Raw genomic sequence first — 20,251 nt, 5'->3', positions numbered from 1 at the left:
GTGCGAGACTCCTGGGGGATCAGCGGGACAGGTGAGACACCTAAGGGCACAAGGTGCCGAGGTGGCTCACCGCACGCCCCCCGGAAAGCGAGCACCTGAAACGGAAATCAACAGCTTTCAAAAGCAACGGAGCGAAATAGCAAATAAATTTAATTGGGGAGTTGATAGGTAATGAAGAAAGTATTATCACTATTCATGATCATCGCACTGCTGTTTTCAGTAGCAGCTTGTAGCTCAGATGACAAAGCAAGCACTGACGACAAGAAAGAAAACGTAACCATCTCGTATGCAAGCTGGTCACTTGGTACGGAAAAAGAACAAAACCTTGAGCGCCTGATGATCAAAGCGTTCGAGAAAAAGTATCCGAACATCAAAGTTAAGATCGACGAGTCGATCACGTCTACAGACTGGAACGGAACGCTAGCAGCTGCAGCAAGTGCGGGCAAGATGCCAGACGTTTTTGCTCTTCCACAGATTCCATCATCACTATCAAACGACTGGCTGATGGACATCACGAAAATGACGGAAAAAGATAAAGATTTTGCAAACATTCCAGAAGCAGTTCGTGAATCAGCGACTTACAACGATAAAGTGTATGCGGTTCCATTCGCACAGCATTTCTTAGGCTACTTAGTAAACAAAGATCTGTTTAACGAAGCGAACCTGGATTACCCTGAGTTTGGTTTTTCACTAGAAGAGTACACGAAATCCATTAAAGAAGTAACGAACATTAACAAAGGTGTAGCTGGAACGAACCACGCGTTCTCTGTAACAGACTGGTACCCGGCAGCAGCTAACCCAGACATGGGCTGGTATACGGTTCAAGACGGTCAATACTCTCTTGACTCAAAAGAGTTCATCGCAGGAGCGAATCTTGCAAAAGAGATCACAACAAACAACTACGCGTACGAGTCACTTCCAGATGACTTGAAAGCAAACTTTAAAGGCGAGAACCCAGAAGAAGTATGGATGAACGGACAAGTTGCTGTGAAATGGGACGGCACTTGGGGAGTTCCTGCACTTGTTGAAAAAGGAACGTTCGACTTTGACTTCATCGGTCTTCCGGGTGGAAGAACGGGTGTAACGAACGACTTTGTTGGAATCTCTAAAACGAGTAAGCACGCTGAAGAAGCATTTCTTTTCTCAAAGTGGATGTCATTCGGTAAAGAAGGTTTCATGAAGCGTATGGAAATCGCTGAAAAAGAAGGAAAAGCACTGAACACATTACCGGTTAACGCAGATCCTGAAATTTTAGATGAGTACTTTGCAATCAATGAAGTGCCTGGAATCAAGACCGCTTATGACAACTTAGACAACGCGATCGTTGAGCCGGTTAAAACCGTACCTGGCTATGTTGATGCACGTTGGGAAGCACCAACTGGCGTGAAGGTTGGAGAAGAAGCGAACGCGAAAGTGGCCGTTATTTTAGATAACGTGATCAAAGGAAACCTGAAGATCGAAGACTACGCGAAACAGCTCGATCAATTAGCAGACCAAAAGAGCAAAGAAGCAAGTGAGGCTTTAAAAGATAAATAGAAAGCCTGAAGTTTAAGGGGAGGTTGATAGTATGAAGTTTAAAAGATTTCTTTGGTTAGGTTTAGCGCTGTGTCTCATTATTCCACAACCATTTGCATCTGCTGAAGGCAACAGTCAGGATAATAAGCCTGCCGAACAAGTCGTGGAGGAAAACTATCATACCGTCCTTAACAGTTGGGAGAAGAAAGGGACAGGTGACGCTTCAGATTTTGAAGCGTCTGTCTCTCCTTCTGATTTTAAGATCAAAGACCAAAAGAACCTTTTGTCAGAAACAGAGAGTAAGGGCTATAACGATCGTGTTTTCTATTGGCATAACCGAGAGTCCGTTTCCTATGAAGTGAATGTAGAGGAAGCGGGACTTTATGAGCTAGCGTTTGATTATTATCCACTGAGCAGCGAGGTTGTTCCAATAGAGGGCGCTATTCAGGTAAACGGTAACTATCCTTTTTATGAAAGCGGCAGAATCGTGTTTCCGGCCGACTGGAAAAACGAGAAAAACAGCTTTGAGAAAGATCGGTTCGACAACGACATGATTCCGAAGCAAAAGCGGATCGAGCGTTGGAACACGTTAACAGCGGAAGATGCGAGTCAGCTTCAATCTGAGCCGCTGCGTTACGAACTGAAAAAAGGAAGTAATACGATCCAGCTCACGAACCTATCAGGTGAGATGCTGCTAGGAAAAGCGTACGTTAAATCACCTAGCAAACTACCAAGCTATAAAGATTACGTACAGAAACATGAAAACGCAAAATTGGCTGAAACAATGATCACACGTGAAGCTGAGAAGGACTATGAAAAGAATAGCTCGTACATACGTCCTTTTGCAGCGGATGATTCATCAGCGGTACCGAGCTCTCCAAAGAACCTTCTATTAAACACGCTAGGTTCTGAATCATGGAAAGACTCCGGACAGACGGTGAATTGGAACGTCAACGTGAAAAAAGCTGGCTTATACAAGCTGACATTTAAAGTGCTGCAGAACAAAGAGACGGGTGGTCCGGTATTCCGAAAACTGTTGATCGACGGAAAAGTTCCGTTTCAAGAAGCTTCACCCGTTACATTCCCATTTAATAAAAACTGGGATAACGTGACATTAGAAGATGAAGATGGAAAAGATTATCTGTTTTATCTATCTAAAGGAAATCATCAGATCGGTCTAGAAGCCGATGCTGCGCCTGTTGAGCCTGTTCTTCATACGACGAACAAAGTGATGCGCGAGATGGAAGAACTGACGCTTGAAATCCGAAAGCTTACAGGAAATCAGACAGATACATCTCGTGGCTGGAAAATCAGCGAGTACATTCCAGGCATCGATAAAAAACTGGCTGGCTGGGCAGATGAGCTCGAACAAGAACTGAAGTACCTTAGAAAACTTGATGAAACAAAAGAAGATTCAAAAGATATGGTCTCTCTTGAGATGGCGGTTCAAAAGCTAAGAGCACTTAGCAAAAAGCCGGACCAGATTCCAAGCCGACTCACAGAGCTGTCAGAAGGATCGTCATCCGCGGCACAGTTGCTCGGAAACATGCTCGTAACGTTGCCCGAACAGCCGTTAACGGTGGATCGGTTCTATGTGCATGGTGATGAAAAAGATGTTCCAGATGCAGAAGCAGGTTTTTGGGAAAAACTGATCGACTCGATTCAACGCTTCTTCTTATCGTTCTTCTCTGAAAATTATTCAGCGAGTGAAGCGGAAGAAGATACGTTAGAGGTATGGGTGAACCGGCCTCGTCAATATGTTGAACTTCTACAAAATCTTTCTGATCAAAACTTTACGCCAGAAACAGGAATCAAAGTAAAGTTCTCGATCATGCCAGAAGAGCAGAAGCTGATTCTCGCGAGTGCGTCTAACAAACAGCCAGACATTGCGCTTGGTATCTCTTCATGGCTGCCTTACGAGTTATCCATCCGTGGTGCTGCCGTTGATCTGCATCAGTTTGATGACTTTGAAAAGTTTAGCAAGCAGTTCTCACCAGGAGCTTTTCTGCCGCTCATGATCGGTGATTCGGTTTATGCGATGCCAGAGACACAAGATTTCTTTGTGCAGTTTTACCGAAAAGATATCCTGCAAGCACTCGGTCTTCCGGTTCCAGATACGTGGGATGACGTGAAGAGCATCTTGCCAGAGCTTCAGCGTTTTGGGATGAACTATTATACACACATCGCTGGTGCAACAGGCTTTAAGCCGTTCCAAGCAACTGCTCCGTTCGTGTATCAGTTTGACGGAGATCTGTACGGAAAAGATGGCATGAAGACGGCGATCGGAACTGAAGAATCGCTAAAAGGCATACAGTTTATGGCAGAGCTGAACACGATCTATAGCATGCCGTTACAAGTGCCAAACTTTTATAACCATTTCCGATATTCAACACTTCCGATCGGAACAGCAAACTTTACGACATATACACAGCTTACGGCAGCCGCTCCAGAGATCGCAGGATGGTGGGATATTGCACCGCATCCGGGTGTGAAAAAAGAAGACGGAACAGTGGAACGCTGGGCTACTGGTTCCGGTCAGTCGGCAATGATCTTCAAAGGAACGAAGAGCAAGGAAGATTCGTGGGAACTTTTAAAATGGTGGCTGTCAGAAGATACGCAGACCGAGTTCGCGACCAATCTTCAGATGCTGTACGGTCCAGAGTACATGTGGAACACATCAAACCTAGAGGCGTTCAAGAACCTTCCGTGGCCAGAACAGCATAAGAAAACGATCCTGAAGCAATGGGAGTATCTATACGAAGTACCGAAGAATCCAGGTTCGTACATGATCGAGCGTGAGCTTTCGAACATCTGGAACCGCATCGTGTTCGACGGTGTAAACCCGAGATCCGCAGTTGACGACTCAGTCGTTGCGATCGACCGGGAGATCAAGCGAAAGATGGAAGAGTTCGGATATGTGAAAGACGGCAAGATGGTCAAGCCGTATCCGATTCCTACGATAGAACAAGTGAAAAGTTGGGCAGGCGATGAGAATGAAAAAGAAACCAAATAAACGAGATTATTCACCGTGGATGTTCCTTGCTCCGTATATCATCTTTTTTACAACGTTTATCATCATACCTGTTGCAGCGGCAATTCTATTGTCATTCACGTATTTTAACGCGATTGAAACACCATCGTTCATTGGGTTAAGCAACTATGTCGGTCTGATCACACAGGATGAAGTGTTCATGCAGAAGATCCTGCCGAACACGTTAACGTTCGCACTGATCGTGGGCCCTGGCGGGTATATCTTATCGTTCATACTCGCTTGGGCGCTCGCTCAAGTACCGAAGCGCATGCGAACGGTGCTTGCGCTGATCATCTACTCACCATCCATGACAGCGGGTGTTGCGATGGCCGTTGTTTGGACGATCATTTTCTCCGGAGATGAAACAGGTTATCTAAACAGCCTGCTTCTCACGATGGGTGTGCTGTTAGAGCCGATCCAATGGCTGCAGTCACCTGAGTACCTCATGAAGATTATGATCTTTGTAACGCTTTGGGGATCTATGGGTGTTGGATTCCTTGCGATGTTATCAGGTGTTCTAAACATTAACACCGAGATCTATGAAGCGGGATACATCGACGGCATCAGCAATCGTTTTCAGGAGATCATCTATATTACGATCCCGTCCATGAAGCCGCAGATGTTGTTCGGCGCGGTCATGGCAGTCGTTGGAACGTTTCAGGCTGGTGCGATCGGGGTGGCGCTTTCTGGTGCTAACCCGACACCGCAATATGCGGGTCAGCTTATGGTCAACCACTTAGAAGATTATGGTTTTATCCGTTATGAGATGGGTTACGCAGCAGCGATCTCGGTCGTGCTGCTCATCGTTGTATATCTGTTCTCGAAAGTAGCCTGGAGGCTGTTTGGAGAGAAAGACTAGCGAAAAAGGAGTGATCAACATGTCAGCCTTTCAAGGGACAAGAATGAACCCGTCAAAGTTTCATAAAAGTCAGTTGAAGTTTCTTGCGTTTTTAATACCACTGGCTATCTTTATGGCTTTGCCGATCGTCTATATATTCTTTCATGCGTTCAAACCGATCGACGAACTGTTCGCGTATCCGCCGCGTTTTTTTGTAGATAACCCGACATTCCAGAACTTTGTAGACCTTTTTACAAAGACGAACGATACCGGTGTTCCGATGTCGCGCTTTCTGTTCAACTCTGTTGTGATTACGCTGATCGTTGTTGTTCTGACCGTTATCATCAGCACGATGGCAGGCTACGCGCTATCTAAGAAAAATTTCAGAATGAAAAAAGCGATCTTTGAGATCAACACGTTAGCGCTCATGTTCGTACCAGCAGCAGTTATGATTCCGCGCTACCTGTTGATAGATGAACTCGGCTTGATCAACACGTTCATGGTTCATATTCTACCGTTACTCGCGATGCCGATCGGTCTGTTTCTCGTTAAACAGTTCATCGATCAGATACCGGATGAACTGCTCGAAGCGGCAAGGCTTGACGGAGCATCTGATTTTCAGATCTTCGTACGAATCATCATACCTCTCGTCAAACCTGCGATCGCGACGATCGCGATTCTATCGTTTCAGCTCGTTTGGAACAGCATCGAAAGTTCGTCGCTCTATGTGAACGATGAAGGACTGAAGACGTTCTCGTTCTATATGTCGACGTTAACTTCAACAGTTGAAGGAAACAACGTAGCAGGACAAGGACTTGCAGCAGCTGCTTCCTTGATCATGTTCGTACCAAATCTAATCATCTTTATAATTCTGCAGAGCCAGGTGATGAACACGATGGCCCACTCAGGAATCAAGTAAGAAAGTAGGAGGGGGGAGAAATGAAGCGCATTGCCCAATTTGTAGCATTATTGGTATTCCTGCTTGTTCCGATCTCGTCTATCGCTTCTGCATCTGTCCCTTATCAGACAGAAACGTTATCAGCAGACGGTCAGACAATTGAAACACAGACTGCCTACACACCGGTCGGCACATTGTTGCCAGACGTTGAGATCATGAACCCGGAAGATATTTTCTCTGATACGAAAGGAAACCTATATATCGCGGATTCTGGTGCTAAGAAGATTCTAATCGCTGACAAAAACGGAAAATTTTTACGTGAGATCGGAAAAGGTGTTCTTAAATCACCAACTGGCGTTTATGTGGACGAAAACGAAAAAATCTTTGTCGCGGATTATGAAGAAGAGAAGGTACTCCGCTTTTCACAAGACGGCAAGGTCGAGGAGCAATATGGAAAGCCGGATTCACCGCTTTTCGGTAAAAGCTCTTCTTTTAAACCGCAAAAAGTAGCGGTCGATCGTCGCGGCAGCATCTATGTGATCAGTGAAGGGTCAACGAACGGAATCATTCAGCTTAGTAAGGATGGCGGGTTTCTCGGCTATTACGGCGTAAACAGCACAGAAGGATCGTTCGGCACGTTTTTACAGAAGCTTTTCACATCAGAGAGCAAAAAAGCAAATATGTTCATGAAGACACCTCCCGCGCCAGATAACATCGCGCTTGATGATCAAGGTCTCGTCTATTCCGTAACAGAAGGAACGACAAACGAAGTCATCAAAAAGCTGAACGTTGCCGGAAAAAATATGCTGTTCCCGGACGTCTCTGATGAGAAGTCACTGCAAGATATCGCGGTCGATCACGACGGAAACATGTTCGTCGTATCAAGCACCGGCAAGATCTATGAATATGACAGCTTCGGAAATCTATTATTCATCTTTGGTGGAAAAGACGACGGAACGAACCGTCTCGGATTGTTCAAACAGCCAACAGGCATCACGATTGATCCTGACGGCAGACTGTACGTTACAGATAAAGAACGAGGCATGATCCAAGTCTTTGAATCTACTGCTTTTTCAAAACAAGTGCATGAAGGGATCGCGCTTTTTAAAGAAGGCCGTTATGTAGAGAGTCAGAAGTACTGGGAAGAAGTGCTGGAGATGAACTCTTCGTTCGGTCTCGCGCATTCTGCCATGGGCTCTGCTTACTACAAACAACAAGACTATGATAAGGCGCTAGAAGAGTATCAGTATGCAAACGATGTGTTCGGTTATTCCGATTCGTTCTGGGAGGTCCGTCACGCGTGGATGCAAGAGAACCTGGAAACGGTGTTGTTCGCGTTAATCTTCTTCGGGATTTTGTACTATATCGTAAAAGTGATCGACAAAAAGAAAGGCATTCTGAATCAGCCGCGCAGAAGCCTCGGCGCGATTAAGAAACAGAGATTGATAGGAGAACTGCTCTTTTTGTTCAAGTTCTTCCGTCATCCGATCGACAGTTTTTATTATTTAAAAAGAAAACGATACGCATCGATCCTATCAGCGACGATTTTGTATGTAATTCTAATCGTCGAGTATATTTACAGCCGCTTCTATACCGGATTTATCTATAAAACGGTGAGCAGCGATGCGAACTTAGTCGGCGAGCTTCTCTTATTGCTCGTACCGCTCGCACTGTTCATTGTGGTGAACTATCTCGTTAGTACGATCAACGATGGTGAAGGAAGGTTCAAGGACATCTATATCGGGACGATCTATTCACTCGCTCCGTTCCTCGTGTTCAGCCCGATTCTGACCCTATTGTCGAACGTGCTGACATACAATGAAGCGTTTGTTTATGTTTTCTCGATCCGCATCATCTACGCATGGTGTCTGATCATCCTTTTCATCATGCTTAAAGAGATTCATAACTATACGTTCTCAGACACGATCCGAAACATCTTCGTCACGCTGTTCGGTATGGTAATCATGCTTCTTGTCGTGTTCATCGTGTTCGTGTTGATCGATCAAGTATACGATTTTGTTTATTCCATCATAAAGGAGGCTGTTCTTCGTGTATAAAAAGATAAGTATCGCGCTTCTTACCTTGCTCGTACCGATCTCTGTATTCGCCGCGCAAGATGATAAGAAAAGTACGGAGCAGCCTCCCGTACCAACCGAGAAGAGTCAAAACGTGATGAAGTATACGTCTTCATCGTTTACGAAGCCTGAGAAAGAGAATGGCGCTCCGATCAAACAGAAAAACTCGTTTCAAGGCTTTGAAAAAGCAGCCGAGAACGAAAATCTTGCTCTTTATGTGAACGAAGAAACGCTCGCGATCAAGATTGAGAACAAGAAAACAAAATACGTCTGGAACTCCGGGCTCGATAACCCCGATCAGTACCGATTGAATAAAACTTGGGAACAGATGGCACAATCCGCGATTACCGTTGATTATATGGATCGTCGCGGAAAAGTGAAAACCGAGAGTATCACGACGAACGATTCTAGACCTCGTGTGAAGATGAACGATAAAGGGTTCACGGCGTCTCTTTACATGAACCAGTCGAAGTTAGAATTTGATCTGAACGTGGAGCTTCAAGAAAATGACCTTGTTGTTTCAATTCCAGAGAATGAGATCAGGGAAAACAAATACACGAAGCTCATCTCTATGCGTGTTTATCCGTTTTTAGGTGCGGTTAACAAGAGTGATATCAACGGGTACATGTTCATCCCGGACGGATCAGGTGCATTGATTCGTTATGAAAAGAACGGAACAAAAGCCGATGCGCCGTTTACGGGATCCATTTACGGTGATGATGAAGCCTTTTTGAAAACGAAAGTGAAGAAGGAAGAAGACGAAAAAGTAACACCGGTTGAAGAGATCAAGATGCCAGTATTCGGAACGGTTCACGGTGTGAAGCAGAACGGATTTCTTGCCGTAATCGAAGAAGGCTACACACATGGTGACATTTTAGCGTATCCGTCAGGTGTTTCGACCGACTTTAACTGGATCTCTTCTGAATTTCATTTTAGAAAAGAATATTATCAGCCGACGAGTAAGAACATGAAGGGTCTAAACGTGTATCAAAAAACGAAGAACCCGTTCGGCGTAAAGCTGAGATATATGTTCTTACAGAAAGATGACGCTGATTATGTAGGGATGGCAAAAGCGTATCAAAACTATCTTTCTGAAACAAAACAGCTAGACAAAAAAGACGATAAAACCGGCGTCAGACTTGAATTTCTAGGTGGTGAAGTGAAGGAAGGTCTGTTATGGGACTCGGTTCTCCCGATGACGAAGGTGACCGACATTCCGAGCATGACATCTGAACTCAAAAAAGACATCGATGATCTGTTCGTCGTCTATAAAGGCTGGTCAGAAGGCGGTCTAACGGGTACGCTCCCTCAGAAGTTTCCGTTTGAAAGTGAACTTGGAAACAGTAACGACGTGAAGGACACGATCGACAGTCTTAAAAAGGATAATATTCCGCTTTATTTTTATAGCGATTACACAAAAGCGTATGACGGGGCATCCGGCTATTCCGGCAGCAAAGACGTAGCGAAGAAGATCAGTGCAGAAACGATCTCACACAGTGAAGATAAGAAGACGCTGTATTATCTATCGCCAGAAAAATCTCTAGCGATCGCAAAAGAAGATGCGAAGGAATTTAAGGAACAAGGCATTTCAAACGTAGCGATCGATACGAGCGGTTACACGCTATTCTCTGACTTTAGCGGAAAAAAATCAAGTGAGCGAAACCAGACGATCAAAACGTATCAAAAGCTGTTCGGCACATTAAATAAAGAAGTAGGGAACGTTGCTCTTTATGAGCCGAACACGTATCTATGGAACCAAACGGATCGCTATCTCGACATTCCGATGAACGCATCTAACTATGTGTTTGAAACAGACACGGTGCCGTTTCTGCAGATCGTACTAAAAGGCTATATGCCATACTACGCACCGTTCTCGAACTTTCAGTCAGATTCGGAAGATCAGATGCTTCGCATGATCGAGTACGGAGCCTATCCATCGTATCTTTTAACGAAGGAAGCGTCACACCTTCTTGCTAAAACAGCATCCAGTGACGTTTACACATCGGAATATTCGATCTGGAAAGACAAGATTTTGTATCAGTACGAAAATATTAAGAAAAGTCTTGGTGAGGTGGAAGGCGAAGAGATCGTCAGCCGTATTGTGCCTCAAACAGGCATTGTAGAAGTAGAGTATTCGAACGGAAAAGTGATCGTCGTCAACTATACGAACGCGATTTATAACAGTAATGGTACTGAAGTAAAACCTAAGGATTTTGCGGTAACAGAAGGAGGAGGAAGTGATGAAACGACTAGGCAATAACAGAAATCTTACAGGATTGCTGTTTGTTTCACCATGGATCATCGGCTTTCTCGTCTTTACGGCTTTTCCGCTTCTATACTCGCTCTTTTTAAGCTTTCAGGAAGTAAAGATCACGACGAATGGTATCAAAACGAACTTTGTGAGCTTTGGAAACTATGAATATGCGTTTTCGGTCGATGGAACATTCGTTGACCGCGTACTAAAATACCTAGAAGAGATGGTCATCTCCGTTCCGATCATCATCGTCTTTTCATTGATCATCGCTCTATTGTTAAACCAAAAGATCAAGTTCCGCGGATTGTTCCGTACGATCTTCTTCCTGCCCGTTATCATTGCAAGCGGACCGGTTATCAAAGAGCTGATCGATCAAGGAATCACAACCATTCCTTCTATTGAACAATACGCGATCTATCAAGCGTTAAATGATAACCCGGATGGTTTCTTTAACGGGATCTTACTGTATTTAATAAAAAACCTGATCGTAATCCTTTGGTATTCAGGGGTACAGATCTTAATTTTCTTAGCTGCTCTTCAGAAGATGGACAAGCAGATCTTTGAAGCGGCGAAAATCGACGGTGCGAGCAACTGGGAGTTCTTTTGGAAGATCACTCTGCCAAGTCTAAAGCCGATGATCATCGTTAACTTGATCTACACGATCGTAACGTATTCGGTATTCTCGCTGAATCCGATCATCGAACATATTCAGAAAAACATGTTTAAAGTAGACACAGGTTATGGCTATGCTTCGGCACTATCTTGGATCTACTTCTTGATCATCGCCGCGGCGCTTGCAATCGCGGTTGGTGTGATGACGATTAAAAGAAAGAAAAAATACACCTAAGAGGATGTGATCAATGTGCAAACCAAAACACAGCAAGTGAACAAGTATTACTTAAAAACGAAACGCATGTTTTTGGGCATGCAGGGGACAGATGGTCTTCTTTACAAGCTCTTGATCTACGGACTCTTGGTGGGGATCGGATTCGTGTATCTCTATCCGCTTCTCTACATGGGTGTGTACAGCTTTAAAAGTTTGGATGATCTGTTGAATCCACTCGTAAACTGGATTCCAACACAGTTTTATACCGGAAACTATGAGCAGGCGAACAAAGTTCTGAACTTTTTCTCAACACTAATGGAAACGTTGTACGTGACGATTCTTCCGGCATTGGCGCAAACAGCTGTTGCAGCAGTAGTGGGATACGGACTCGCTCGATTTGAGTTTCGCGTTAAAAAGATCATGTTCGTTCTCGTGCTTGCAACGTTCATCATCCCGCCGCAGGTGACGCTCATACCAAGATACATCTTCTTTAATGAGCTGAATATCCTCGGCAGTTTGAGTGCGTTCTTGCTTCCGGCAACGTTCGGACAAGGATTGAACAGCGCGATCTTTATCCTGATCTTTTATCAGTTTTTTAGAGCCGTGCCAAAAGCATTGGAAGAAGCAGCTCAGCTCGACGGAGCAGGACATTTTCGAATCTTTTTCACGATCGCCTTACCAATGGCATTGCCTGCGATCATCATCTCATTTTTGTTCTCGTTCGTTTGGTATTGGAACGAAACGTATCTGGCGGCAATCTATTTTGGAGATGCGTTAACAACATTACCGCTGCAGCTGCAAAAGTTCGTTGCCACGTATCAGCAGATGTTCCCAGCTGAGATGGGAGTGTCGGGGGGCAACCAGTTGAACGAAGGAATTAAGATGGCAGGAACCGTCCTTTCGATCCTACCGCTATTGATCGTGTACTTTATCACGCAGCGCTGGTTTGTTGAAGGCGTGGATCGTTCGGGGATTACTGGGGAGTAAAAGTTATTGATGTGGGGAGTTGATTTCCGTTCCAATCGATGAAAATGGAGAGTTGAAAGTGCATTTTACGTGTTTTGAGCGAAACGAGGCAAGTATGGGGTGAAATTAAGGTCTGACTGAGTGAAACGAGTAGTTTTCAGAGCGAAAGAAGCAACATTTGGGGCGTAACTAAGCTGAGTTTGAGCGAACGTGTAACAGATATAAAAACACGTACCGTAAATAAAAAGGCCATTGCATCCCTTAAAACCGTAGCCAAGCTAGCACTTCACGCCTCCATTAGTATTCTATTTATGAACAAAATGAAGATAAAACAGATAGAGAGGGGAATAACGATGGATACACAAAAACTATTGGACCTCGAAGCAAAAGGATGCTTTGATTTCTTTTGGAACGAAGCTAACACGGATAAAAACAGCCCGGGATACGGGTTAATCCTGGATCAGTCGGCGAATAAAAAAGTAGCAAGTATCGCATCAAACGGGTTCGGATTAACGGCGATCATCATCGGAATCGAGCGCGGCTGGATCACGAAAGAAGAAGGCTACGAGCGTACGAAAGGAACGCTTGAAACATTCTTAAACAACGTGGAACACGCGAGCGGCTTCTTTTATCATTTCTTAAACATGCAGACAGCAAAGAAAAACGAAGAGTGGTACGACTGTGCGTCGATCATCGATACGGGAATCTTCCTATGTGGTGCCGTTACATCTGCTGAATACTTTGGCGGAGAGATCGCCGAGCTTTTCGAGAAAATTTACGCGCGCATCGACTGGAACGTGTATTATGACGAGCCGGTAAACCAGTTCTACATGGGCTACAACCCGGAAACGGGCGGCTTTCACCATTGGGATATGTACGCGGAGCAGATGATGACGTATGTGCTTGGCGTGGCGTCTCCTACACATCCGGTTCCTGCAAAAATTTATGACGGCTTTGAGCGCAGAAAAGGTACGTACAAAGATTACGAGTACATTCACGCGCCAGGAAACGCGATGTTCGTTCACCAATATTCGCATGCGTTCATCGATTTTAGAGATATCGTCGACGGAGACGGAATCAACTGGTACGAAAACTCGGTAAAAGCATCACTTGCAAACCGTGCGTTTTGTAAAGAAAAATCAAGTGAGTTCAAGACGTACCACGAAAATGCTTGGGGCTTAACAGCTTGTGCGAGTCCGACCGGCTACCGCGTTCCAGGGGCTCCTCCTTATTATGAAGGTTGTGAGCCTGAACTAGAAGGTACGGTTGCACCGACGGGAGCAGCGGGGTCGATCGTGTTTACACCAGAAGAGTCGATTGCGGCGATGAAGTATTTTTACGAAGAACATCCGCAACTTTGGGGTGAGTATGGTTTCCAGGATTCTTATAACCTAGACGTAACACCAGCTTGGTATTCAGACCATGTCATCGGAATCGACAAGGGGATCACGCTTCTTATGATCGAAAACTATCAATCTGGTCTCGTGTGGAATCTGTTCATGAAAAATAAGTATGTGAAACAAGGTGCTGACTTGTTAGGTTGGAAAAAGACAGAAGGAAGTCCGGCAAAATGATTGAGATCAAGAATAAACAGATCATCATCGATGGTAAGCCCGTTCTGATCACGTGCGGTGAGATTCATTACTACCGTCTTGATAAAAGCGATTGGCAAGACCGACTGGACAAGCTAAAAGAAACGGGTTGTAACGCCGTGGCCACTTATGTGCCATGGCTTTGGCATGAGTCGGTGGAAGGGCAGTTTGATTTCACAGGCAAAACGCGTCCTGAAACAGACCTTGCCGGGTTCATCGACCTCTGTACAGAAAACGGCTTTTATTTCTTCGTTCGTCCTGGACCATTCATCATGGCCGAGATGAAAAACGAAGGACTGCCTTATTGGGTGTATGAGAAGCATCCAGAGATCATTCCGGTTGGTTGGGACGAGAGCGAACCAACAACGCCGACTGTCGATTATCTCGCACCAGGATTCTTACAAGAAGTTCGTAAGTATTATGAAAAAGTAATGGAAGTCGTTACACCGCGCATCTATCCGAACGGTGGAAAAATCATCGCGTTTCAGCTTGATAACGAGATCGGCATGCTGTCTTGGGTGAGCAACACGCCAGATTTAACAGACAACGTGCTGAACGATTTATCAAATTGGTTGAGCGAACGATACGGAGATAACGTTTCTGACCGCTACCCGTTTCCGTTGGAAGAGAGTGCTGAACGAAATACTGCGTTTCGTTCTCCGAAAGAAGAGTATGCGGCTCAGTTATTAAAAGATCTTGGCTATTACATGCGCTACCGATTCGCTAAATATATCGCGATTTTAAGAGAGTACGCGGAAGAGTTTGGTGTGAAAGACATTCCGTTCGTCGTAAACATCCACGGAACAGGCGGAGGACGAGGCTTCACGTACCCGATCGGAATTAGCCAGCTGTATGAAACGTATAACCAAGGACCTGGATACATCTCGGGTTCTGATATATATTTTGGCGATCTTGACATGAAAACCTTTCAAGACCTTTACATCATCAATGGGCTGATGGAAACCGTTCATAATGAAGATCAGCCGTTAACATCTGTCGAGTTTAACTGTGGTGACGGAAACTTTGGTGAGACACTAGGCGAACGCTATGATCCTTCAGCTGCGGATTTTAAGTTTAGAATGTGTCTTGCTCAAGGAAACAGGCTCATCAACTATTACCTGTTTGCTGGCGGGAAAAATGCGAGACTTCATACGCTTGTTGACGATGGGAACGACCGCATCGCCTCAACTGGTGAACGCCACGGTTTCGCAGCACCGATCGGTCCTGAAGGGGACTACAACTATACGTTTCCGCGCATGTCACGCGTGAACCAAAGTGTGATGGCGGTGAGCGATAAGCTCGCGCGAATGAACGAAGAACGAGATGAAGTATCGTTCGCGTTCATCCCAGATTATTATATGACCGAATATCGTTATCCGAAGAGTGAAGTGATGCGAGAGATCCTCTCAAACATCGAGGCGAACCGCGGTGCTGGCGCTTGGGAGATCATGGGCCGTGCGATGCTGCTCAACGGCTATCGTTTTACAGCGGTCGATGTTCAGAACAAACTGCTTGATGTGACGAAAACGCCTGTCCTTGCGCTACCTTCCGCTCGCTACATGGACAGTGAGATTCAAGAGAAGCTCGTAAACTATTTGAACACGGGCGGAAAGATTCTTCTGTACGGTGAGGTTCCTCTTTTTGATATGGAAGGGAAGGACTGTACGATTTTAGCGGATGCACTTGGTGTGACGTATAAAGGTATTAGCCGTGATGGTCACGGAAACTACCTTTCTATCTATGGAGACAACTGGGCTTCAGGGCAGCCAGAGATTCGTTCAGGATTCGTTCAGCGTTTTGAAGTTGGACCTGATGTTACTCCAATTTTCAGAGTGTACGGATCTGATGATGTTTGTGGCTTCGAGTCTGAAGTGGGGAATGGACGCGCAATCGTGATCGCCAGCTTCTATCGCTGCGATTTGCCTTTCTTTAAAACAGCGCTCGAGCGATTAGGAAGTCATGTAAAACTAACGCATGATTGTCTACACCACGGTATCTTTATGACGTCTACTGCTGACGCGGAAGGTGAGCGTTTTCTTCATCTGTTGAATCTAGACGGATTCGATAAAGAATTCTCGGTTTATGAAGATGGGGTAGCGTTGTTGGGTGGAAGAAAGCTATTGTTGCAAAGCAAGGACGGCGTGATGCTGCCTATGAATCTATCGATGGGTCGTGTGAAGATTGCCTACGCGACAGCAGAAATTACCGGTGTAAGTGCGGACTATATTGATTTCCGCTTAACGCAGGTTGAAGATGTGATCGCATTTGACACTGGAACGAAGATCTTACCGAGTGCTGATTATGTGGTTGAAGAAAATGAGGAATTGACGCTCGTTCGCAGCAAGAAACACGCGAAAGTAGATGATCAGTTGCGGGTTTTGATTGGATAGTTAGCGTTTATAGAAGTAAAAAGACCTTGGGAGCTTTGTTTGGAAGCTCTCAAGGTTTTTTTTTATGTTTAGTGGAGCTGTTTAGTTGGTGTTTCAGCTTGTTTTGAGTGTTTACCGGTGATGAAAGTGCATTTAGCGGTGATGAGGTCCTAGTTACAGGTGGTCACGGAGGATTTACCGGTGGAAAAACGTACTTTACAGGTGGTCACACTCCAATTACCGGTGAACGCGTAATAAATATAAAAACACGTACCGTAAAACGAAGAAAAACATTTACTCCAGCCCTCTAAATTGGTATAAATTACCTATAGAGAGGTGGAAAGAATGAAAGTACTTAAGCATAACAGCAAATTAAGGCGGAATAGCCTTGCTATTATTGGTTTAATTATGATCCTTACCAGTTATTTTCAAGTGGATACATGGTGGACTTATGTATTAGGTTGTTTACTATTGCTATGGATTCTTCAATATGAATCGAGCTCAGAAAAGAGACACTTTCTAAAATCCATCTGGTTTGTATATCTTGCGTGGTTCGTTCTTCTACTTGCAGGTGGGGCAGACCGGAACATGACAATAGAAGCTTTGGGCAACGTTGCTCTAATGGCAGGATTCTTTTTCCCGATATTTCTTCCCGTTATTTCTGTCATCCCATACTTTCAAGTGAAATGGCTCCTGCCTTATGAAGTGAGAACGTTTAAACGAGCTGCAAACTATGTTTTCTTTGGATGGATGCTCTTTTGGATCGTTGTTATCGGTTTCTTTCAGCTATAAAATGCATAAAAAAAGAGGATCACCTCAAAAGGAATCCTCTTAACCAATTTACTTTTCCAACCTAAACGGAACGCTCGCCACATCATGGCTGTTTTTCCCGATAAACATCGTAAACTTACCAGCATCACTCTTGAACTCAAGGTTCTCATGGTGATAGCGAAGCATTTCTTCTGTTATCTCGAATGTTACTTCCTCAGACGCGCCTGGCTCAAGAACAATCTTTTTATAGCCTTTTAACTCTTTCACCGGACGAACAACATCACCCGCAATATCGCGGATATAGAGCTGAACTAGCTCTTCACCAGCAACATCGCCTGTATTCGTAACGGTGACAGAAGCTGTAATCGACTCATCATCTGTCAATACATCACTCGACAACTTCACATCGTCATATGTGAACTCTGTATAGCTCAACCCGAAACCGAACGGGAATAGAGGCTCGTTCGGAATGTCCAGATAATGAGACAGATAGCGCTCTTTATTTTCTGGAGTCGGCTGTGGACGACCTGTGTTGAAGTGGTTGTAATAAACCGGAACCTGACCAACGGAATACGGGAACGACATGGATAAACGACCGGATGGATTCACGTCTCCGAATAAAAGGTCAGCAATCGCTGCACCCGCTTCAGTACCCGGATACCAAGCTTCTAATACTGCATCCACTTGATCTACCACACCATGCAAGTCGAGCGGACGACCGTTAAAGAGTACCGTTACGATCGGCTTACCTAACTTTTTCATCTCTTGAATCAGTTGAAGCTGAGGCTCGGGCAGACGAATGTCAGCACGGCATCCCGCTTCACCACTCATAAATGAAGCTTCTCCAAGTGCGAGTACGATCACGTCCGCATCACTCGCAACACGAACCGCTTTTTCCAGCTGCTCAGTTGTTACAGATTCAACCTCACAACCATCCGCAACGGTTAAAAGAGATGGATCAGCCAGTTTGCCTAACAGACCTGTGTCTACTTTTATCACGTCATCAAACGCACCTTGCCACGACCAAGGTCCCATCAGATCACCATTTGTAGCGAACGGACCGATCAGTGCAATTTTTTGCGTTGGTTGAAGTGGAAGAACGCCACCTTCATTTTTTAAAAGAACACAAGATTTAGCAGCAAGTTCACGAGCTACATCACGGTGCTCATCACACAGAATCACTTCTTCCGCACGCTTCTCATCAGCTCCACGGTATGGATCTTCAAAAAGTCCGAGCTTCTGCTTCAGCGTTAAAATACGTTCTACTGATTCATCAACGAGAGATTCCGATAACTTGCCGCTTTCCACAAGCTCCTTCACGTGATCGACGTAGCACGTTGTCATCATTTCGATGTCAACTCCAGCTGTGAGCGCTTTATATGCCGCTTCTGCTTCGTCTTCCGCGACACCGTGCGGAAGCTGCTCTTTTACAGCACCCCAGTCCGAGATGATCACACCGTCAAAGCCCCACTCGTCACGAAGAAGGTCGCGCATCAGCTTCTTGTTAGCCGTTGCTGGAATACCGTCGACTGTATTGAACGCCGTCATCACCATCTCACAGCCCTCATCAAGCGCGGCTTTATAAGCAGGCAGATAAGACTCGCGAAGCTGACGTTCAGACATGTTCACCGTATTATAATCGCGTCCGCCTTCAGGAGCACCGTATGCTGCAAAGTGCTTCACGCAAGCCGCGACACGGTCTTTGTCGTTCGTTAGATCTGTTCCTTGAAAACCGCGAACGAACGCACGAGCGAACTCACTATTTAGGAAACCATCTTCACCTGTTGATTCCATCACACGGCCCCAGCGCGGATCACGAACGAGGTCGACCATAGGTGCGAAAGTTACGTGAACACCTGAAACAGAAGCTTCTTTTGCTGCGATCTCTGCACTTTTTTCAGCAAGGTCCATATCCCATGAACAGCCGATCGCGAGAGGGACAGGGAAGATCGTCTTAAAGCCATGTACGATATCAGCCATCATCAATAAAGGAATGCCATGACGGTTTTCTTTTAAATGTGCGTCTTGAATGTTGCGCGTTTCACAAGCGCCTGATCCACCGAGAACAGATCCCGTATTGCGAATCACGTCATCCGTGATCCCCATTTCCTGCATAGGACCTGTGATGAAGCCTTGATCAGATGAACCTTTAAAGAAAGGAGTAGCCAGCTGAACCAATTGGCTGATCTTTTCTTCTAATGTCATGTCTTGAATGATATGTTGCACGTTTTGTTTAAGCATAAAGAAAACCTCCTGGATATCGTTTAATGTATATGGTCTGTTATAATCGAAACGTTTCGATAAACTTGATAATAAAAATTATAAGCGCTTTCATTTTGAGAGTCAATGAAAAATCGAAACGATTCACTAGATTTAAGTAGTTATTTAATCATTGAACTTTTATCGACAACTTATTAAGAAATAAAGTTATGATTTATAGTGTAGTAATTCTTCCAGATGCTCTCTTCCTTAACAAATAATAGATATTTTTTGATAAGTGATAGATTTCCCCCATTCATTTCGTAATACATAGTAGGTACCAATAATCAGCAGGAGGGGTGTACGATTGAAAGTTACAGAAGAAAATGTTGTACAACAATTAATAGATAAAAATGAAAATGCGATCTCTTTCATGATTCAACAGTACGGTGGTCTTCTCACAGCAATCATCAAACGTCATGTGAACTACCAGCAACAAGATTATGAAGAATGCCTTGACGATGTTTTACTTTCCGTTTGGAACAATATTCATCAATTTGATTCTACGAAAAATACGTTCAAACAATGGATCGCAGCTGTAGCAAAATATAAAGCAATCGATTACGGGAGAAGACAGATTTCTTTACAGAAACAACAATTTTCAGTGCCAGATTTTACCGAATCCAACTTACTGTCACAAAAATCACGTGAAGAAATTCTCGTTGATGAGTTGCTTCAGCAGTTACCTCCCGGTGAACGCCGGATTTTTGAAAAGTACTATTTAGAAGGAAACACGTCAAGTGAGATCGCTCATGAATTGAACGAGAGAGAATCTTGGGTGTACAACAAGTTATCCCGAGGACGTAAAAAACTAAAAGGCTTTTTGTTTCAAAATAACGAAGCATGAGGAGTGAAGA

14 protein-coding genes are annotated in these 20,251 nt (G+C 44.7%); 13 read left to right on the top strand and 1 reads right to left on the bottom strand.

The window, feature by feature from the left end; genetic code table 11:
• The first annotated feature begins 171 nt into the window (after positions 1 to 171).
• The 12 genes from ACNJYY_RS19075 to ACNJYY_RS19020 all read left to right on the top strand — a co-directional run bounded on the left by ACNJYY_RS19075 (position 172) and on the right by ACNJYY_RS19020 (position 17,156).
• The gene (locus ACNJYY_RS19075; protein ID WP_416729687.1) at positions 172 to 1,536 is read left to right on the top strand and encodes an ABC transporter substrate-binding protein; all 1,365 of its coding nucleotides are present in this window, start codon (positions 172 to 174) and stop codon (positions 1,534 to 1,536) included.
• Positions 1,537 to 1,567: 31 nt separating this feature from the next.
• Positions 1,568 to 4,528, top strand: coding sequence for an extracellular solute-binding protein (locus ACNJYY_RS19070; protein ID WP_416729686.1), 2,961 nt, complete (start codon positions 1,568 to 1,570; stop codon positions 4,526 to 4,528).
• Positions 4,509 to 5,405, top strand: a complete 897-nt coding sequence (locus ACNJYY_RS19065; protein WP_416729685.1) for a carbohydrate ABC transporter permease — start codon at positions 4,509 to 4,511, stop codon at positions 5,403 to 5,405. The genes ACNJYY_RS19070 and ACNJYY_RS19065 overlap by 20 nt, the downstream gene beginning before the upstream one ends.
• A gap of 19 nt (positions 5,406 to 5,424) precedes the next feature.
• Positions 5,425 to 6,303 carry a carbohydrate ABC transporter permease gene (locus ACNJYY_RS19060; RefSeq protein WP_416729684.1) on the top strand — a complete coding sequence of 293 codons (879 nt, stop codon included), beginning with the start codon at positions 5,425 to 5,427 and terminating at the stop codon, positions 6,301 to 6,303.
• A gap of 20 nt (positions 6,304 to 6,323) precedes the next feature.
• Positions 6,324 to 8,339: a YIP1 family protein gene (locus ACNJYY_RS19055; RefSeq protein WP_416729683.1), complete on the top strand. Its 2,016-nt coding sequence runs from the start codon at positions 6,324 to 6,326 to the stop codon at positions 8,337 to 8,339.
• Positions 8,332 to 10,617, top strand: coding sequence for a DUF5696 domain-containing protein (locus ACNJYY_RS19050; RefSeq protein WP_416729682.1), 2,286 nt, complete (start codon positions 8,332 to 8,334; stop codon positions 10,615 to 10,617). Before ACNJYY_RS19055 ends, ACNJYY_RS19050 begins: the two co-directional genes overlap by 8 nt.
• On the top strand, positions 10,598 to 11,458 hold the full coding sequence (locus ACNJYY_RS19045; protein WP_416729681.1) for a carbohydrate ABC transporter permease: 861 nt from the start codon (positions 10,598 to 10,600) through the stop codon (positions 11,456 to 11,458). Before ACNJYY_RS19050 ends, ACNJYY_RS19045 begins: the two co-directional genes overlap by 20 nt.
• A 15-nt stretch (positions 11,459 to 11,473) precedes the next feature.
• Entirely contained in the window at positions 11,474 to 12,424 is a 951-nt protein-coding gene (locus tag ACNJYY_RS19040) for a carbohydrate ABC transporter permease (protein ID WP_416729680.1), read from the top strand.
• Between the two features lie 332 nt (positions 12,425 to 12,756).
• The gene (locus tag ACNJYY_RS19035) at positions 12,757 to 13,977 is read left to right on the top strand and encodes a glucoamylase family protein (protein WP_416729679.1); all 1,221 of its coding nucleotides are present in this window, start codon (positions 12,757 to 12,759) and stop codon (positions 13,975 to 13,977) included.
• On the top strand, positions 13,974 to 16,385 hold the full coding sequence (locus ACNJYY_RS19030; protein ID WP_416729678.1) for a beta-galactosidase: 2,412 nt from the start codon (positions 13,974 to 13,976) through the stop codon (positions 16,383 to 16,385). The genes ACNJYY_RS19035 and ACNJYY_RS19030 overlap by 4 nt, the downstream gene beginning before the upstream one ends.
• 107 nt (positions 16,386 to 16,492) lie before the next feature.
• Positions 16,493 to 16,675, top strand: a complete 183-nt coding sequence (locus ACNJYY_RS19025; protein ID WP_416729677.1) for a hypothetical protein — start codon at positions 16,493 to 16,495, stop codon at positions 16,673 to 16,675.
• Between the two features lie 34 nt (positions 16,676 to 16,709).
• Positions 16,710 to 17,156: a hypothetical protein gene (locus ACNJYY_RS19020; protein ID WP_416729676.1), complete on the top strand. Its 447-nt coding sequence runs from the start codon at positions 16,710 to 16,712 to the stop codon at positions 17,154 to 17,156.
• Positions 17,157 to 17,204: 48 nt separating this feature from the next.
• Here ACNJYY_RS19020 and bglX read toward each other — a convergent pair whose 3' ends face one another.
• Positions 17,205 to 19,376, bottom strand: coding sequence for a beta-glucosidase BglX (gene bglX, locus ACNJYY_RS19015; RefSeq protein ID WP_416729675.1), 2,172 nt, complete (start codon positions 19,374 to 19,376; stop codon positions 17,205 to 17,207).
• Positions 19,377 to 19,701: 325 nt separating this feature from the next.
• Between bglX and ACNJYY_RS19010 the strand changes: the two genes are divergently transcribed.
• Positions 19,702 to 20,241: a sigma-70 family RNA polymerase sigma factor gene (locus ACNJYY_RS19010; RefSeq protein ID WP_416729674.1), complete on the top strand. Its 540-nt coding sequence runs from the start codon at positions 19,702 to 19,704 to the stop codon at positions 20,239 to 20,241.
• The last annotated feature ends 10 nt before the right edge of the window (positions 20,242 to 20,251 follow it).

Source organism: Fictibacillus tiangongensis, from assembly GCF_048083785.1.
Taxonomy (GTDB): domain Bacteria; phylum Bacillota; class Bacilli; order Bacillales; family Fictibacillaceae; genus Fictibacillus.
This window is presented reverse-complemented; position numbering and strand designations above follow the sequence as displayed.

Bases quoted from the DNA above. Each gene is read 5' to 3' on its own strand.
- ACNJYY_RS19045 (WP_416729681.1), top strand. From the start codon at position 10,598: ATGAAACGACTAGGCAATAACAGAAATCTTACAGGATTGCTGTTTGTT.
- ACNJYY_RS19060 (WP_416729684.1), top strand. From the start codon at position 5,425: ATGTCAGCCTTTCAAGGGACAAGAATGAACCCGTCAAAGTTTCATAAA.
- ACNJYY_RS19075 (WP_416729687.1), top strand. From the start codon at position 172: ATGAAGAAAGTATTATCACTATTCATGATCATCGCACTGCTGTTTTCA.
- ACNJYY_RS19070 (WP_416729686.1), top strand. From the start codon at position 1,568: ATGAAGTTTAAAAGATTTCTTTGGTTAGGTTTAGCGCTGTGTCTCATT.
- ACNJYY_RS19065 (WP_416729685.1), top strand. From the start codon at position 4,509: ATGAAAAAGAAACCAAATAAACGAGATTATTCACCGTGGATGTTCCTT.
- ACNJYY_RS19035 (WP_416729679.1), top strand. From the start codon at position 12,757: ATGGATACACAAAAACTATTGGACCTCGAAGCAAAAGGATGCTTTGAT.
- bglX (WP_416729675.1), bottom strand. From the start codon at position 19,376: ATGCTTAAACAAAACGTGCAACATATCATTCAAGACATGACATTAGAA.
- ACNJYY_RS19030 (WP_416729678.1), top strand. From the start codon at position 13,974: ATGATTGAGATCAAGAATAAACAGATCATCATCGATGGTAAGCCCGTT.
- ACNJYY_RS19020 (WP_416729676.1), top strand. From the start codon at position 16,710: ATGAAAGTACTTAAGCATAACAGCAAATTAAGGCGGAATAGCCTTGCT.
- ACNJYY_RS19055 (WP_416729683.1), top strand. From the start codon at position 6,324: ATGAAGCGCATTGCCCAATTTGTAGCATTATTGGTATTCCTGCTTGTT.